This is a genomic window from Citrobacter sp. RHBSTW-00887, assembly GCF_013728095.1.
Classification (GTDB): domain Bacteria; phylum Pseudomonadota; class Gammaproteobacteria; order Enterobacterales; family Enterobacteriaceae; genus Citrobacter; species Citrobacter braakii.
The window spans coordinates 4158829-4174716 of record NZ_CP056267.1 but is presented as its reverse complement, the minus strand read 5'-3'; the positions used below and the strand labels follow the sequence as shown (position 1 = coordinate 4174716).

The 15888-nt window shown below is 50.9% G+C and carries 17 protein-coding genes; 14 read left to right on the top strand and 3 right to left on the bottom strand.

Annotation, left to right across the window (positions count from 1 at the left end):
• The first annotated feature begins 24 nt into the window (after positions 1 to 24).
• Positions 25 to 1026, top strand: coding sequence for a flagellar hook-associated protein (locus HV314_RS20000; protein ID WP_181546532.1), 1002 nt, complete (start codon positions 25 to 27; stop codon positions 1024 to 1026).
• Here HV314_RS20000 and HV314_RS19995 read toward each other — a convergent pair.
• Both HV314_RS19995 and HV314_RS19990 read right to left on the bottom strand, forming a co-directional pair.
• The gene (locus tag HV314_RS19995) at positions 1023 to 1502 is read right to left on the bottom strand and encodes a hypothetical protein (protein WP_181546530.1); all 480 of its coding nucleotides are present in this window, start codon (positions 1500 to 1502) and stop codon (positions 1023 to 1025) included. The genes HV314_RS20000 and HV314_RS19995 overlap by 4 nt on opposite strands.
• Positions 1480 to 2427 (bottom strand): transcriptional regulator, encoded by a 948-nt coding sequence (locus HV314_RS19990; RefSeq protein WP_181546529.1) that lies wholly within the window; start codon positions 2425 to 2427, stop codon positions 1480 to 1482. The genes HV314_RS19995 and HV314_RS19990 overlap by 23 nt, the downstream gene beginning before the upstream one ends.
• Before the next feature lie 555 nt (positions 2428 to 2982).
• Here HV314_RS19990 and lafA point away from each other — a divergent pair.
• The 11 genes from lafA to dinB all read left to right on the top strand — a co-directional run bounded on the left by lafA (position 2983) and on the right by dinB (position 12260).
• The gene (gene lafA, locus HV314_RS19985) at positions 2983 to 3891 is read left to right on the top strand and encodes a lateral flagellin LafA (protein ID WP_131347773.1); all 909 of its coding nucleotides are present in this window, start codon (positions 2983 to 2985) and stop codon (positions 3889 to 3891) included.
• Positions 3892 to 4087: 196 nt separating this feature from the next.
• Complete coding sequence (gene fliD, locus HV314_RS19980; protein WP_181546527.1) at positions 4088 to 5413, top strand: flagellar filament capping protein FliD; 1326 nt, start codon at positions 4088 to 4090, stop codon at positions 5411 to 5413.
• Between the two features lie 32 nt (positions 5414 to 5445).
• On the top strand, positions 5446 to 5838 hold the full coding sequence (fliS, locus tag HV314_RS19975) for a flagellar export chaperone FliS (RefSeq protein WP_003843794.1): 393 nt from the start codon (positions 5446 to 5448) through the stop codon (positions 5836 to 5838).
• Between the two features lie 4 nt (positions 5839 to 5842).
• A complete protein-coding gene (locus HV314_RS19970) occupies positions 5843 to 6160 on the top strand; it encodes a hypothetical protein (protein ID WP_016151855.1) in 318 nt (105 codons plus the stop codon).
• The gene (locus HV314_RS19965) at positions 6157 to 7332 is read left to right on the top strand and encodes a flagellar hook-length control protein FliK (RefSeq protein WP_181546525.1); all 1176 of its coding nucleotides are present in this window, start codon (positions 6157 to 6159) and stop codon (positions 7330 to 7332) included. The genes HV314_RS19970 and HV314_RS19965 overlap by 4 nt, the downstream gene beginning before the upstream one ends.
• 7 nt (positions 7333 to 7339) lie before the next feature.
• Positions 7340 to 7810 carry a flagellar basal body-associated FliL family protein gene (locus HV314_RS19960; RefSeq protein WP_047357630.1) on the top strand — a complete coding sequence of 157 codons (471 nt, stop codon included), beginning with the start codon at positions 7340 to 7342 and terminating at the stop codon, positions 7808 to 7810.
• Between the two features lie 20 nt (positions 7811 to 7830).
• The gene (locus HV314_RS19955; protein ID WP_181546523.1) at positions 7831 to 8547 is read left to right on the top strand and encodes a FliA/WhiG family RNA polymerase sigma factor; all 717 of its coding nucleotides are present in this window, start codon (positions 7831 to 7833) and stop codon (positions 8545 to 8547) included.
• 29 nt (positions 8548 to 8576) lie between these two features.
• A complete protein-coding gene (motA, locus tag HV314_RS19950) occupies positions 8577 to 9440 on the top strand; it encodes a flagellar motor stator protein MotA (RefSeq protein WP_016151859.1) in 864 nt (287 codons plus the stop codon).
• Positions 9441 to 9442: 2 nt separating this feature from the next.
• On the top strand, positions 9443 to 10441 hold the full coding sequence (lafU, locus tag HV314_RS19945) for a putative lateral flagellar export/assembly protein LafU (RefSeq protein ID WP_016151860.1): 999 nt from the start codon (positions 9443 to 9445) through the stop codon (positions 10439 to 10441).
• Positions 10442 to 10496: 55 nt separating this feature from the next.
• The gene (locus HV314_RS19940; protein ID WP_016151861.1) at positions 10497 to 11138 is read left to right on the top strand and encodes a hypothetical protein; all 642 of its coding nucleotides are present in this window, start codon (positions 10497 to 10499) and stop codon (positions 11136 to 11138) included.
• A gap of 66 nt (positions 11139 to 11204) precedes the next feature.
• On the top strand, positions 11205 to 12260 hold the full coding sequence (gene dinB / locus HV314_RS19935; protein ID WP_181546521.1) for a DNA polymerase IV: 1056 nt from the start codon (positions 11205 to 11207) through the stop codon (positions 12258 to 12260).
• Between the two features lie 53 nt (positions 12261 to 12313).
• Here dinB and pepD read toward each other — a convergent pair whose 3' ends face one another.
• Positions 12314 to 13771: a cytosol nonspecific dipeptidase gene (pepD, locus tag HV314_RS19930; protein ID WP_016151863.1), complete on the bottom strand. Its 1458-nt coding sequence runs from the start codon at positions 13769 to 13771 to the stop codon at positions 12314 to 12316.
• A gap of 261 nt (positions 13772 to 14032) precedes the next feature.
• Between pepD and gpt the strand changes: the two genes are divergently transcribed.
• A complete protein-coding gene (gene gpt / locus HV314_RS19925) occupies positions 14033 to 14491 on the top strand; it encodes a xanthine phosphoribosyltransferase (RefSeq protein WP_003031380.1) in 459 nt (152 codons plus the stop codon).
• A gap of 98 nt (positions 14492 to 14589) precedes the next feature.
• Positions 14590 to 15834: an esterase FrsA gene (gene frsA / locus HV314_RS19920; RefSeq protein WP_016155767.1), complete on the top strand. Its 1245-nt coding sequence runs from the start codon at positions 14590 to 14592 to the stop codon at positions 15832 to 15834.
• The last annotated feature ends 54 nt before the right edge of the window (positions 15835 to 15888 follow it).

Here is a 15888-nt window from a genome sequence, read left to right as displayed (position 1 = left end):
AGTTAGCAGTAGCTCAGGAATAGTATGCAGGTCGGTTTAAATACAACATCACTCTCCGGTAGCGGAGCGCTTAATCCTTCTGTGCAGCAGCATACCGTTGCGCAGAATGCCCCTGTCCGTCAAAAGTTACCCGCAACGGCGAGTGATTACCCGGCCTCACCCCTTATTACTACCCGGCCTCAACGCTACAGCGTGCAGCTTAACGATCAGCTCACCACGCTGCAGCAGGCTGACCACTACCTGGGTCAACTGGAGCAGCATTTGCTGGACTTTCGTCACGCTTCTCGCCGCGGCGGACAGGCGCTGCAGCAGAAGGGGGCAGAACTTACCCAGTGGCTGGAAAAACGGCCAACATTGTCCGGTGATGCGGTCGACAGGCAGTTGCGTCCGGTTTTACAGGGTGAGGCACGCGTAACTTTTCACTCGCCTGAACTGGCGCAGATGCTGCAAAAAAACGCGATAAGTTCACGCATGTTCAGTGTTTCTGACGGGCGGCAGACGCAGCACTCTGCGGTGGTGGTAGGCGAGGACCTGGATCCTGGTCAATACAAAATGATGATGAGCAACGCGCTGCGCCGTGTCGGTGTACAGGTGCACGATCAGCAGGGGGCGCTGAGCTTTTCCACGACGGAGAAGCAATGGCAGCAGATCCAACAAACCCTGAGCGTACGTGATGTTGACGCGAAGTCCTCGGCGTTTACTCTGCTAAAGACATTTGCCGATCCCTCTCGTTCAGATGAGCTTCTGCAACATATCGCGAAGGGCAGTTCCCGCACTCAGGATGGGTTACAGCAGGCGCTAGATGCGATTGGCGATCAGCGCGCGCAAATGGCCGCGCAGCAGGAGAAGGCCCGGCAGCTGATTGACGGTATGGCGCGTTTTCCACAGGCAGAAAGTGCGGTTAAAGCATCTGAATCACTGGGCGGGGTACTGGATCATGCTAATCACAATTATCAGGTTTTAGCCCAGGCGGTCAACGGACAAGCCCGGCTTTCCAGCCAGACTGTCCGTAGCTTATTAAGTTAATTCTGCTGACAAGATGTTGTCGAAAAGGTAAATGCCGAGGGGTCTGTGATTAACAGGCCTCCTACATCCTGAGTGAAGAGCAAATTTTGCTGCGGGTTTAAATGAATCCACCACGTATGAAGGTTATGCTCAACAATAAAGGAACTGAAATTGGATAAGCGGAGATCGTTATTATCCGCTTTCGCATCGCTAAAATGAAGCTCACCTTGTTGAGATGATTCTGTAGAACGATTAAGGCAAGTGGAGATCTCGAATACTGAAGGAACCTGGTTATTATGTTCCAAAGGGATGAGCGTAAGGGCCGTATCCTTGTGTTGTGGGCTCAGAATAAGTTGGTAATGTGCATTCCTTCCGGCGTTAAGATCATAATAGGCAATAACCGTGTGCTCAATGTGGGCATGGGCCAGAAAACTAAAAAATAGGGAGGAAATAGCCAGGATATAAAAAGCGTAATCATTTGCATTTTGGCATTTCATTTAACATTTTCTCCACTTCTTTAATTAAAATACCATTCATTTCGTTATCTTTATTTAGCCAGTTATCAAAGCTTAGTGCTAACTGCCAGCTATCATTGCATTGATTGCTCATCACAATATCAAGTGCGAGTTTGTTCAACGAGACCCGATAATAAAGGGTCATCGAGGCGCTATGCGCGACCAACAGTTGATTGATTTGCTCTATACCAGGAAGAATATGTTTTGAAACAAGCGATAACGATTTCTTATTCTCACCTGGATCGTAAAGATGATAGACCGTAATACGGTTGGCATTTTCAAGCGTTTCTTTAACCAGTTGTGGGGTTTCTTCCGTTTTAGTGGATGACGGCGCTTTAAAATATGAGATCAGTGCAAACAGCGACAGAGCGACAACGATAACGGGCAAGGTAATCAGAACAGCCCGATAAGGATGATGTTTGGTTGCCAGTTTTTTCTTGCTGACTTCATGTAATGAGCTGTTATTTAAAGATATTTTTTCTATTGTTGATGGTAGTTGCTCCTCAGATGCGAGGGTTTCAACTACCTCAGCATTCTCTTCGGTTACCTCACTGGCGCGGTCATTAACCTTATTTTCATTAGGAGCAATGATTTCAGTTAGATAGAGTTTATTAAACAAATACCCTTTTTTTGGTATGGTTTTTATAATTTCTTGTTGTTTACCATCATCATCAATAGCGACGCGCAGGGCATGAACGGCTGTCGGCAGACTATTTCCACCGACGATGCGATTCTTCCAGACAGCGGTCATTAAAAATGAACGAGATAAAACAACATCGGCATTTTTAGCTAATGTCTCTAACAGAATAAAATGGTATTCGCCCAGGCGACGTATCTCACCTGTTTCACAGTGGATTAGCGCATTAAGCGAAGAGTCCATCCGCCAATTGTTGACTACAATACTCATGGTTTATTATACCCGCGCAAGATTTTTATATCCCTGGTGTCACACCGTTAAAAATCAGTGCATTAAAATTCTGGAGAAATTGAGATGTCTTCTGCCTGAGAAACAGCAGGTAAATCGGTATTGAGTGTTTTTTATGCTGTGCAAAAGAGGATTGGAAATGTAGCGAAAGTGTCTGAGACTCACAATATAAAAATACAGGGCATTTGCAACCAAATGTAAAATAAAGTTATAACCAGTCGCTTTAAAACATTTTAATCTAAGTATAATCTTATCTTTATCATAATGTTAACATGGAAGGTGCGTAATCGATCGGGTCGTTATTAGATATTTCTAATAATCTTTTAATTAAATCTTGATTGAGATCTTCCTTATGCATTGATTGTTTGGGGGCGGAGCACGGAAAGCTAAAATAGAGGTGAGAGACGTTTTATCTCTCGCGTTAACGATGTTGTACAAGGCGTAAAAAATTTTTCTGTCGCGCTTTAAGTTTTCCGAAGGGGTGGTCGTTTTTACAGAGTATCGAAACGAAAACGATTATTCCCAAGGAGCAGTACCATGTTATCGATTAATACTAATACCGCATCAATGTCTGCTGTTAATGCTATCAACAAAAGTAACGCATCACTGTCTACTTCTATGGAACGTCTGGCGACAGGTAACCGTATTAACTCTTCTGCAGATGATGCTGCGGGCAAACAGATTGCCAGCCGCCTGACTGCGCAGTCCAGCGGTATGGGCGTTGCGCTGAGCAACATCAACGATGCTACTGCCATGCTGCAGACTGCAGACAGCATGTTTGACGAAATGACCGATGTACTGGGCCGTATGAAAGACCTGTCCACTCAGGCAGCGAACGGAACCTACAACGACGAAGATCTGCAGGCGATGCAGGACGAATACGACGAACTGGGTCAGCAAATGTCCGATATGCTGCAGAACACCACTTACGGCGGCACCAACCTGTTCGGTGTTTCCGGTACCAGCAACACCGGCAAAGACGGTCTGTTCCAGGGGGCGGTAACCTTCCAGGTTGGTGCTGAATCTTCTGACACCATGACCGTTGATATCTCCAGCCAACTGGGCGATCTGGTTAATGCGCTGGATGGTGTTAGCAAATCGTTCTCTGCTGACCAGACTGCGGGTAGCACGGGCATTTCCGGTGGTACTGAGCTGACCGCTTCTGGTTCTGCAAACCAGATGATCACTACTATCCAGACTGCAATGGACGACGTGTCTAAGATCCAGTCCAAATTGGGTGCATCTATCAACCGTCTGAACGATACCGCCGCTAACCTGACCAGCATGCAGGACAACACTGAAGTGGCGATCGGTAACATTATGGATACCGACTACGCGACGGAAGCGTCCAACATGACCCAGCAACAGGTGCTGATGCAAACCGGCATCACCATGCTGAAGCAGTCCAACAGCATGTCCAGCATGGTTTCCAGCCTGCTGCAGTAATTCCTGACTTAACGTCATTTCCAACACCGCCACCCGGCGGTGTTGTGCTTTCAGCGACCTGGCTTTTACCTGGAAACCTTCCTGGGGAAGGGAAAATTCATTTCCGACTCTAAGTTAACTTACTGAATTTTAATTATAAAAATTATTGGCATGCATTTTGCTTTTACATAAATAACGTTGCATGGAGTTATTGATAATGAGCTTTACGAGTCCGATCCAAAAATTAGCACAACAATTTGCCTACGCCGATATTGCCACCCAGGCGACGAATTTGCAGAACCAACAGAACGAGTTGAATGCTGAGAGCAGCGGTCTGGACTCGCTCAGTAGCGCGCTGACTGATTTTCAGACGGCAATCGATGCGCTGGACAGCGACACCGACGGCCCACTGACGTTTTCCGCCACCTCAAATAATGAGTCGAATACGGTGTCGGCAAACTCGCAGGCACAGGCGGGGACCTACTCATTTTATGTTTCGCAGTTAGCGCAGGCGCAACAAACCACGTTCAGCATGAGCGACGATACTTACGCCGCGACGGGTTCATTTGAGATAACCATGGATGACGGCACAACCATGGATATTGACCTGTCTACGGTCGATGAGGATGGCGATAACTGTGTTGATGCCAGTGAACTGGTTGATGCGATTAATAACTCGGACGATAACCCAGGCGTGTCGGCGGCATTGGTTAAGACCGACGGTACGACCACCATCATGTTGACCTCTAATACCACCGGTGAGCAAAGCGGTTTTTCGGTGAGCGTTTCGGGTAACACCGATCTGGCTACGGCGGAATCCTCCAGTGAACAACCGATAACGCAAGCGCAGGACGCCATTATTCACCTCGGTAACGAGGATGGTCCTGCGATCACCAGCAGCAGCAATACCTTCGATGATGTGATCCCCGGCGTGACGATGACTTTTTCTGAGGTTAGCGATCCTGATGATCCTAACGATGTGACCACTTTTACCGTCGCGGAAGACTCCAGCGGATCGCAGGCCAAAGTGCAGACCTTTGTTGATGCCTACAACACCTTGATTGACACCATCGATTCACTGACCAGCTATGGCGATGACGACACGGCGTCCGGGGTTTTTGCGGGTGACGCCGGGATGAATTCGCTGGCAAATCAGATGGATGATATTGCTCACGCGTCTTACGGTGGCGTGTCGATTGTTGATTATGGCATCACGCTGGATTCCGACGGTCACTTACAAATTGACTCCACTCAGTTCAGCGAAGCAATGGAAGAAAACCCGGACGGTTTGACCGCTATTTTTGTCGGGGAGGACAGCATGGTCGCGCAGATGGACGACCTGATGGAAAGCTATCTGGATTCCAGCAACGGCATCATCGCCCTGCGCCAGGAAAACATTGATGACCAGCAGAGCAAAATTCAGGACGAAAGCGATCAGCTGACTGAAACCTATAACACCAACTACGAGCGCTATGTGGAAGAGTACACCAATACGCTGGTGGAAACGTACTCCATGAAAATGAGTATGGCCGCGTTTATGTAACCGGCTGATTTAACAGAAGGATTAAAAATTAAATGTACGACACGCAGGATGGTTATTCGCAATACAAAGAGATGGATCTTGCTGCGCGTACCGCAGCAGCATCGCCATTAGAGCTGGTGCTGGTGCTGTTTTCGGGGCTGATGGACGAGCTGGAACGCGCCAAAAGCCACATTGAGAACAAACGCTATGAGCGCAAGGCGCAAAGCATCAACAAATGCATCGATATTCTCAACGCCTTAACCAGCTCGCTGGAGTTTGAAACGGGCGGCGAGTTGGTAGTGAATTTGTCCCGGCTGTATGACCACTGCGTCTACCGCCTGTATGAAGCCAGCGGCGAATTGTCGCTGGAAAAAATTGATGAAGTGATCCTCATCCTGACCAATCTACGCACAGGCTGGGAAGGTCTGTCGGCAAAGCTGGGATAAGACGATGGAAAGAGAGCGTCAGCAACAGCAGCTTTATGCCCTGGTAAAAGAGATGAACGAGGCGCTGGATCGAAAGCGTTGGCGCCGATTACCCGGCCTGCATCAGCAGGTGATGCGCGTTTTTCATGACTATGCCGCCTGGGAAACCGATGCCACCGCGTTGCGAGAGGTCAAAGACACCCTGCATGCGGCGTTTGAGGTGCTGATTGCCCGACGAACGCAGCGTGCGGAAGAACTCAAAGCGCGCATGGATCAACATCAGCAAAATCAGGAAGGAATGTTGGCGTACTCAATGGTTAATTTAATTTCGGAGAAGGCATGAATCCTGTATTACTGGCCTCGGCCAGTGCGTTGGCAGAGGCCACACCGGAAAAGGCGGCTATTTCGGCCCCAACAACGTCAACGAGCGGCAGCACGTTTTCTTTACCGCAGGCCGGGCTTAACGCGGTGGCTGAACGTTTGATCGGCACAAAAATAAACCAACAGCAGGCGTCGTTGCCTGAGCATCAACGCGATGATGCAGATCCTGCGGCCATGCAGGCATTGCTGGCGATGTTACTGGCGCAACCGGCACAGCCGTTAACGCCTGCGGCGGCGCAGAAGCAGCCTGACGGTGAGATGCTGAAAATGCTGACGCAGGCGCAAACTACGGGGGCGGGGTCTGCGCTTTTGCGCCAACTGGCGAGCGCGATGGCCGGGCAAGGAAAACAATCCATGCCGTCGGCTGAGCAGCACGCCACGGATTTATCGTCACTGTCGCCAAAGCTGCAAACGTTACTGGCATCGATCACCGAGAATTTGCCCCAGGCAACCCCGGAGCAGCAGGCCAAACTGGCGACATTCTCCGCCCAGGATCTGCGCGCGATCGCGCCTGAACCTGTCTCGCTTTCGACCTCACAGCAAATTTCCACCCGGGTGAAGTCAGCGGATCACGCCGTTCCTCGCCCGATGGCGGTGAGAAAAACGGATAGCGTAACGGTTAACCCATCGCTTGCGTCGCAAAGTTTGCTCAATACGGCGGCGCAGGGAACTCAGCCGGTAAATGCCCTGAGCGACCACAACGTGGTGTCGACGCAAGTTTCCGCGCCTACCACGTTGTCAACAGAGGAGCTCGGCGAGAAGCTCACCGCGCTGCTCAAAGAAAGAATTCAGTTCCAGTTGGGTCAGCAACAGCAGGTGTCGACCATTCGTCTAGACCCGCCATCGCTGGGCAAACTGGAAATTGCCGTGCAGCTGGACGCAGGAAAGCTGATGGTGCACATCGGCGCAAATCAGAGCGATGTCTGCCGCTCGTTGCAGCAATTTAGCGAGAACTTACGCCAGCACCTCACGGCGCAGAACTTCATGGAAGTGAATGTTCAGGTCTCTTCCGAGGGACAATCGCAACAGCAACAACAGCAGTCAGGTCATCAACAGGACGAGGTGACGTCGGCGCTAACGCTTAACGACGAACCTCAATTTCAACAGAACGAATCCGTTCTGATCAAAGTGTAAAAGCAAGATGAAGAAAATTGTTATTGCGTGTGTGATCAGCTCTGTCGTTGCTCTGGGTATTGCTGGTGGGGCTGGATGGGGTATTTATCATTTTATGAATAAAGGTGCGACAGCTAAGGCAGCAAAACCCGCTGAGATACCCGAAGAAAATCAGGATGAGAGCAGCAGCATTTTTGTCTCTCTGCCGGAAACGGTGGTTACGCTTCATGATAGTGAAGGGACAGACCGATACATGGTGGCAGAGCTGGTAATGGTCGTTGATTCAGAGAAAGACGCTGAAAAAATTAAGAAAGACGAACCGCTCTATCAAAGTATTACGGTAGATGAACTCTCGAATATGAAATATGAAGAGATTCGGGCGCTGAAGATCTCCGATATCAGAAAGAAAGTTTTTGAAAATCTGAAAATTGAATTAGCGAAACGCAAAATGGCGACACCGTATAAGGACATATTGGTGAAAAAAGTCGTGTTTCAATAAGCGACAAGCCAGGAAATAACATGATCCAGGATGCTTACGAGTCAGAAGATTTTAATGCGACGCCCGTGCTAACGCCAAAGCAAGAGAGCCATTATTTACAGGCTTATCTTCCTTTGGTGCGCAAAGTGGTGCGTCAACTTGCGCCGCAATGTACCTGCGTTATGGACAGGCAGGATATGGAGCAAACGGCGCTGATGGGATTGCTGAATGCGATTCGCCGCTATGGTCAACCGGATGAGGGCTTTGCCGGTTATGCCGTCCATCGTATCCGCGGAGCCATACTCGATGAGCTGCGCAGCCTCGACTGGCGGCCTCGTCAGCTACGACAAAAATACCATCAGATTAAAGATTTGATTCGTGATGCGCGTACTCAGCTCGGGCATGAACCCTCATGGGAAGAGCTTTCCCGGTTGGGTTTGTCGTCTGAAGATTATCAGGAATATCAACAGCTGGAAGGTGCTGAATCGCTGGCCAGCCTGGATGAATTACTGAATGGCGATATACCGATTGCGCCGCTCGAAGGGCGGGGGCTTGAAGAACAATTCGTCACGCAGGAAATGCTGGGTTATGCCCTGAGCCAACTCAGCGAAAAGGAGAGACTGGTGCTCTCAATGTATTACCAGCACGATATGAATTTAAAAGAAATCGCGCTGGTATTAGGGCTGACTGAAGCTCGAATTTGTCAAATGAATAAAAAAATCACGCACAAGATTCGTGATTGTTTATATCCAGATTAACAATTCCGAATCAACATGCGGAGGACGTAATGCAAAAGATTTTTGGTTTATTGGTGGTTTTAGGCTGCGTATTTGGTGGCTACTTTGAGGCTGGCGGACAGTTAATTGCTATCTGGCAGCCGGCAGAAATTATTATTATCGTGGGGGCCGGTCTGGGGGCGATGATTATCGGTAACCCAATGCATGTGCTTAAAGAGATTGCTCACCAGATCAAAGGCGTGGTCAGCAAAAAGAAAATGGGGCCGGAGTTCCAGCGTCAGTTGCTGATGTGCCTGTATGAACTGCTGGAAATGGTGCAGAACGGCGGTCTGCGTATGTTGGATCAGCATATCGAACAGCCGGAAGAGAGTACCATTTTCCAGAAATACCCGCTGGTACTGACCCAGAAACGACTGGTGACCTTTATCGCCGATAATTTCCGTCTGATGGCGATGGGGAAAATTGATGCCCATGAGCTGGAAGGGATCCTCGATCAGGAACTGGATACCGCGGAAGAATCGCTGTTAACCCCTTCGCGTTCCCTGCAGCGTACCGCCGAGGCGATGCCTGGCTTCGGCATTTGCGCGGCGGTGCTGGGTATCATCATCACCATGCAGTCAATCGATGGTTCCATTGCGCTTATCGGCCTGAAAGTGGCGGCGGCGCTGGTGGGGACATTCTTAGGGGTCTTCATCTGTTATTGCGTGATGGATCCGCTGGCAAACGCCATGGAACAGCAGGCGCGGGCGGAACATTCGCTACTCGAATGTGTACGTACCGTGCTGGTGGCGCAGGCGGGCGGTAAGCCGACGCTGCTGGCGGTTGATGCAGGACGTAAACTTCTTCATCTGGCTTCCAAACCCACATTCGCCAATCTGGATGCGTGGGTGAATGCGATGCTGGAGCAAGAATAAGCATGAGGAAGGGGCCAAATCGTCGCGATCGCGGCGCGAAAACCACCATTATCCGCCGACAAATCAAAAAGAATCATGCAGGTCATCATGGGGGAGCATGGAAGGTGGCATTTGCTGACTTTACGCTGGCGATGATGGCGTTGTTTATGACGTTGTGGATTGTGAACAGCGTCAGTAAAGCTGACCGCGAAAATATCGTGGCGGCGCTGCATGGTCAGTCAATCTTTAACGGTGGCGGTATGGCGCCGTTAAATAAGCTGGGCAAGCAACCGATAGCGCCGGGAGCGCAGAAGAAAAACGTCACGCGCAACAAACTCGATAAAACCGTCAACCCGCAGGAGACGGCGAAAATTACGGAAGAGAACGCGAAAAAGGCGCTGGATGTGAATGAAAAAGCGGTGCTGCTGAAACAAAAATCAGCCCGCGAATTGGGCGAACTGGCGACCGACATTAACGTTATTGCCCGCAATGCGCATATGGAAACTAACCTTGAAATGGAGATAGTTCCTCAGGGGCTGCGCGTACTGATTAAAGATGACCAGAATCGCAATATGTTTGAACGCGGTAGCGCCAGGATTATGCCGTTCTTTAAATCGCTGCTGGTTGAACTGACCCCCGTGTTTGACTCGCTGGATAACAAGATAATCATCACCGGGCATACAGACGCGATGAGCTATAAGAGTAACATTTACAACAACTGGAACCTCTCCGGCGACCGCGCTTTGTCGGCGCGACGCGTGCTGGAAGATGCCGGAATGCCGCAGAATAAAGTCATGCAGGTCAGCGCGATGGCGGACCAAATGCTGCTGGATGCGAAAAACCCGGAAAGTGCCGGGAACCGTCGCATTGAGATCATGGTGCTGACGCAAAGCGCTTCCGATACGTTGTATCAATATTTTGGCCAGCAGGGAGAGAAGGTTGTGCAACCGCTGGTGGATAAGCTGGACAAGCAAAAGCAGGTGACTTCTTTACGTCAACAATCTGCTCCCGTCACTCATTAATTCTGTTCCCGTCCCCCACGCAACGTGGGGGCAATTTATTCCTCAGGAAGGCAATGTGATAGATGTAACCCATATTATTCCATTGGAGATTCATACTGATAACGTCACCGATGTAGCCTGTCAGGGGGCGCATTTCGACAAGGTTTCAGGTATCTGGTACACCGAACCCCACGAGCTAAACGGGGCGCTTCGTGACTATGTCTACGACACCGACAATTTTAATATTGTCGCGCCGTACTATCTGGTGATTACCTCGAAGATGCACTGCTGGAGCTGCCACCAAATTACCCGCATCCATGGCGTGATGTTTACCCGCTTTATTAAGAAAAATCAGGATGGTCAGGGCTGGCAGTCGGTCAGGCGTAACAGCTTTTTGTTCCACATTAATTCTCTGCCTGAAGAGATAAAAAAGAACATCAAAGCCAGCAATTACTACCTCGATAAAAGTAAAACCACCGGGCTACGTTACTGGATGAATCACTGTGAAATTTGTGGTGAACGTTTAGGCGACTACGAACTTTTCTGCGTTGAAAATGATGCCTTCCGCCTGATGACAATCGAAAAACTGCTGCGGGCAAATGTTCGCAAAGTGAATAAACTGTTTGTCAGTACGGCGGGTAATCCCGCAGAACATACGAAAAAGGATATTGTGCGTTACCTGTGCGATGCCCGCTTCGTCATGAATGGTCCGGCGTAAGGAATAATCATACTTCTCACACTATAAAAATACTGTATACTTAAACAGTGTTGTGGGAGGCGAGTGATGCGCAAAATCATACATGTTGATATGGACTGCTTTTTCGCAGCGGTGGAAATGCGCGATAACCCCGCTCTGCGTGACATTCCCATTGCCATCGGCGGCAGCCGGGAGCGCCGGGGGGTTATCAGTACAGCCAATTACCCGGCGCGCAAATTTGGCGTGCGTAGCGCGATGCCAACGGGAATGGCGTTAAAGCTATGCCCGCATCTTACCTTATTACCCGGTCGCTACGAGGCCTACAAAGAAGCCTCCCGCCAGATTCAGGCGATTTTCTCCCGCTATACCTCGCTGATTGAACCCCTGTCGCTGGATGAAGCCTATCTGGATGTAACCGACAGCACCTACTGCCACGGTTCTGCCACGCTGATCGCCCAGGAGATCCGCCAGACGATTTTTAACGAGCTGCAGCTAACCGCCTCCGCCGGGATTGCGCCGGTTAAATTTCTGGCAAAAATAGCCTCCGATCTCAACAAGCCCAACGGGCAATATGTGATTACCCCTGCCGATGTTCCTGAATTTCTCAAAATGTTACCGCTCGGCAAAATTCCCGGCGTCGGCAAAGTCTCCGCCGCGAAGCTGGAATCAATGGGATTGCGTACCTGCGAGGATGTTCAAAAATACGACCTGGCAATGCTGCTCAAACGTTTTGGTAAGTTTGGTCGCGTGCTGTGGGAGCGAAGCCAGGGCATTGACGAGCGGGACGTTAACAACGACAGACTGCGCAAATCCGTCGGCGTGGAGCGCACGCTGGCGGAAGATATTCATGAGTGGTCAGAATGCGAGACGATTATTGAGCGGCTTTATCCCGAACTGGAACGGCGTCTGGCCAAGGTAAAGCCGGATCTCCTTATCGCTCGCCAGGGGATAAAACTCAAGTTTAATGATTTTCAGCAGACCACGCAGGAGCACGTCTGGCCGCGCTTAAATAAAGATGACTTAATTGCGACGGCGCGTAAAACCTGGGAAGAACGTCGGGGAGGGCGAGGCGTGAGGCTGGTGGGATTACACGTTACGCTACTGGATCCCCAACTGGAAAGACAGCTGCTGTTGGGGCTGTGACTCTGATGGATTGCCGGATAAGCGTAGCGCTATCCGGCATTTAGCGCAGAATCTTACTTCGCCGGAATCGACTTCAGCAGTTCAGTCAGCAGCGTCCAGTAGTGACCAACGCTTTCGATATGAACCTGCTCATCCGGGGAGTGCGGACCGGTGATGGTTGGCCCGATGGAAACCATGTCCATTTCCGGATACGGTTTCTTGAACAGGCCACATTCCAGACCGGCGTGAATGATCTGGATGTTTGGCGTTTTGTTGAACAGACGCTGGTAGGTTTCGCGAACCAGGTGCATAACCGGAGAGTTAGCATCCGGCTGCCAGCCAGGATATCCGCCTTTGGCCTGGGTTTTCGCGCCAGCCAGTTTACCCAGTGAATCCAGCATGCTTACCACGTAGTCTTTACCGCTGTCGATCAGGGAACGGATCAGGCAGTGAATTTCAACGTTGTCGTCAGTCATGGTTACAACGCCGACGTTCAGGGAGGTTTCTACCACGCCTTTGGCTACGTCGGAATTGCGGATAACACCGTTCGGGGTGGCGTTCAGCAGACGTACGAAGCTGTCGCGAGACTGAGTGGTCAGCGCGGCTTTGTCGTGAGTAACGGCATCCAGCAGCAGAGCCAGGTTCTTCTCTTTGGCTTCCAGTTCGTTTTTCAGGATTTCCTGGTAGGTGTTGACCAGCGCTTTTAACGCATCAACTTTATCTGCCGCCACGGCGAGGGTGGCAAAGGCTTCACGCGGAATTGCGTTGCGCAGCGTACCGCCGTTGAAATCAACCAGACGCAGATCCAGCTCTTCAGCGTGACCCGCCAGGAAGCGTACCAGCAGCTTATTAGCGTTACCGAGACCCACGTGGATTTCGCCACCGGAGTGACCGCCTTTCAGGCCTTTCAACGTCAGCTTAAAGCTCTGGAAGCCAGCCGGGATTGCTTCACGGGACAGCGGCAGGTTAGAGGTAAAGTCGATACCGCCTGCGCAACCCATATAGATCTCACCTTCTTCTTCAGAGTCGGTGTTGATCAGGATATCTGCCTGCAGCCAGTTAGCCTGCAGACCAAACGCGCCATCCATACCTGCTTCTTCGGTCATGGTCAGCAGCACTTCGAGCGGACCGTGTACCACGTTGTCATCAGCCAGAACGGCCAGTGCGGACGCCATACCGATGCCGTTATCCGCACCCAACGTGGTGCCACGGGCTTTTACCCATTCGCCGTCAATATAAGGCTGGATAGGATCTTTAGTGAAGTCATGCACGGTGTCGTTATTTTTCTGCGGGACCATATCCAGGTGCGCTTGCAGAACGACCGGCTTGCGGTTTTCCATTCCTGCGGTAGCGGGTTTGCGAATCAGGATATTACCGACCTGATCGCGCTCGACGTGGAAACCTTTCTCTTGGGCCCAGCTCAGAATGTGTTCAGCGAGCTGCTCTTCATGGTAGGACGGATGAGGAATAGAACAGATTTTGGCAAAAATATCCCACAGCGGTTGCGGGGATAACTGAGACAGTTCAGACACGTTGAGTCTCCTTGGCGATGTCCTACAAAACTTGCTTGCAGGCCACAGGGTTAGCAGAATTAAAAACATCACAAGTCAGGCTTGCGCGATGCGATTGAGAATACCACTTTCTCCGCTGACGGCTAGCATAAAGCATGCAAAAAGAGGCGCGGATTCCGCGAAACACTGGTTTTTAGTGCGTCAGATCTCTATAATCTCGCGCAACCTATTTCCCCCTCGAACACTTTTTAAGCCGTAGATAAACAGGCTGGGACACTTCACATGAGCGAAAAATACGTCGTCACCTGGGACATGTTGCAGATCCATGCACGTAAACTGGCAAGCCGCCTGATGCCTTCTGAACAATGGAAAGGCATTATTGCCGTTAGCCGTGGTGGTCTGGTGCCGGGCGCATTGCTGGCGCGTGAATTGGGTATTCGTCATGTCGATACCGTATGCATCTCCAGCTACGATCACGACAACCAGCGCGAACTGAAAGTGCTGAAGCGTGCCGAAGGCGACGGTGAAGGTTTCATCGTAATTGATGACCTGGTTGACACCGGTGGTACCGCCGTAGCGATCCGCGAAATGTACCCTAAAGCGCATTTCGTCACTATTTTCGCTAAGCCGGCAGGTCGCCCGCTGGTGAATGATTATGTTGTTGATATCCCTCAGGATACCTGGATTGAGCAGCCGTGGGATATGGGCGTAGTGTTCGTTCCGCCGATCTCGGGTCGCTAATCTAAAAAGTTTTCAACGCCCGCACTGTCGGGCGTTGTTCTTTTTGTGCTGTGTCAGGTTACACTATGCCTTAGTGAGTACTCATGGAGGCTGCAATCATGTCACAGGCTAACCTCAGCGAAGTCCTGTTTAAACCCCGCTTCAAACACCCTGAAACGTCAACGCTGGTTCGTCGTTTTAATCACGGCGCGCAGCCGTCCGTACAATCGACCCTGGATGGCAAAACCATCCCGCACTGGTACCGCATGGTGAACCGCCTGATGTGGATCTGGCGTGGCGTCGATCCGCGCGAAATCCTCGAAGTGCAGGCGCGTATCGTCATGAGCGAAGCCGAACGCACCGATAAAGAGCTTTACGACACGGTTATCGGCTATCGCGGCGGAAACTGGATTTACGAGTGGGCGAAGCAGGCGATGGACTGGCAACAGAAAGCCTCTATGGAAGAGGATCCGCAGGTGAGCGGACGCCACTGGCTGCATGCTTCCACGCTCTACAACATCGCTGCTTATCCGCACTTAAAAGGCGATGAGCTGGCAGAGCAGGCGCAGGCTCTGGCCAATCGCGCCTATGAAGAGGCCGCACAGCGTCTGCCGGGCACGCTGCGTGAGATGGAATTTGCCGTTACCGGCGGCGCGCCGATTACCGGCTTCCTGCATATGCCAAAAGGCGACGGTCCGTTCCCGACGGTGCTGATGTGCGGTGGCCTCGATTCCATGCAAACAGATTATTACACTCTGTATGAGCGCTACTTTGCCCCGCGCGGTATTGCCATGCTGACGCTGGATATGCCGTCGGTCGGGTTCTCGTCAAAATGGAAACTGACCCAGGACTCCAGCCTGCTGCACCAGCACGTATTAAAAGCGCTGCCGAATGTTCCGTGGGTGGATCACACTCGTGTGGCGGCCTTCGGCTTCCGCTTTGGCGCCAACGTGGCGGTACGCCTTGCGTATCTGGAATCATCACGTCTGAAGGCGGTGGCCTGTTTAGGGCCGGTGGTTCATGCGCTGCTTAGCGACCCGCAGCGCCAGGCAAGCGTCCCGGAAATGTACCTTGACGTTCTGGCCAGTCGTTTGGGGATGCACGACGCATCCGATGAAGCGTTGCGCGTTGAGCTTAATCGCTATTCATTAAAAGTGCAGGGCCTGCTGGGCCGACGCTGCCCGACGCCAATGCTGTCGGGGTTCTGGAAAAACGATCCGTTTAGCCCGGAAGAGGAGTCGCGTTTAATCACATCTTCATCTTCTGACGGTAAGCTGCTGGAGATTCCATTCAACCCGGTGTATCGCAATTTTGACAAAGGGCTGCAGGAAATAACCGGTTGGATCAATCAGAGATTGTGTTAAAAGTTTGCTAAATTTTATCGATTTGGTAAAACAGGTGCTTCACCTAAGGAGATC

Coding starts and splice junctions, on each gene's coding strand:
- HV314_RS19995 (WP_181546530.1), bottom strand. CDS start 1,502: ATGAAATGCCAAAATGCAAATGATTACGCTTTTTATATCCTGGCTATT.
- lafA (WP_131347773.1), top strand. CDS start 2,983: ATGTTATCGATTAATACTAATACCGCATCAATGTCTGCTGTTAATGCT.
- fliD (WP_181546527.1), top strand. CDS start 4,088: ATGAGCTTTACGAGTCCGATCCAAAAATTAGCACAACAATTTGCCTAC.
- fliS (WP_003843794.1), top strand. CDS start 5,446: ATGTACGACACGCAGGATGGTTATTCGCAATACAAAGAGATGGATCTT.
- gpt (WP_003031380.1), top strand. CDS start 14,033: ATGAGCGAAAAATACGTCGTCACCTGGGACATGTTGCAGATCCATGCA.
- HV314_RS19965 (WP_181546525.1), top strand. CDS start 6,157: ATGAATCCTGTATTACTGGCCTCGGCCAGTGCGTTGGCAGAGGCCACA.
- dinB (WP_181546521.1), top strand. CDS start 11,205: ATGCGCAAAATCATACATGTTGATATGGACTGCTTTTTCGCAGCGGTG.
- HV314_RS19955 (WP_181546523.1), top strand. CDS start 7,831: ATGATCCAGGATGCTTACGAGTCAGAAGATTTTAATGCGACGCCCGTG.
- frsA (WP_016155767.1), top strand. CDS start 14,590: ATGTCACAGGCTAACCTCAGCGAAGTCCTGTTTAAACCCCGCTTCAAA.
- HV314_RS19970 (WP_016151855.1), top strand. CDS start 5,843: ATGGAAAGAGAGCGTCAGCAACAGCAGCTTTATGCCCTGGTAAAAGAG.
- lafU (WP_016151860.1), top strand. CDS start 9,443: ATGAGGAAGGGGCCAAATCGTCGCGATCGCGGCGCGAAAACCACCATT.
- HV314_RS19960 (WP_047357630.1), top strand. CDS start 7,340: ATGAAGAAAATTGTTATTGCGTGTGTGATCAGCTCTGTCGTTGCTCTG.
- motA (WP_016151859.1), top strand. CDS start 8,577: ATGCAAAAGATTTTTGGTTTATTGGTGGTTTTAGGCTGCGTATTTGGT.
- HV314_RS19990 (WP_181546529.1), bottom strand. CDS start 2,427: ATGAGTATTGTAGTCAACAATTGGCGGATGGACTCTTCGCTTAATGCG.
- HV314_RS20000 (WP_181546532.1), top strand. CDS start 25: ATGCAGGTCGGTTTAAATACAACATCACTCTCCGGTAGCGGAGCGCTT.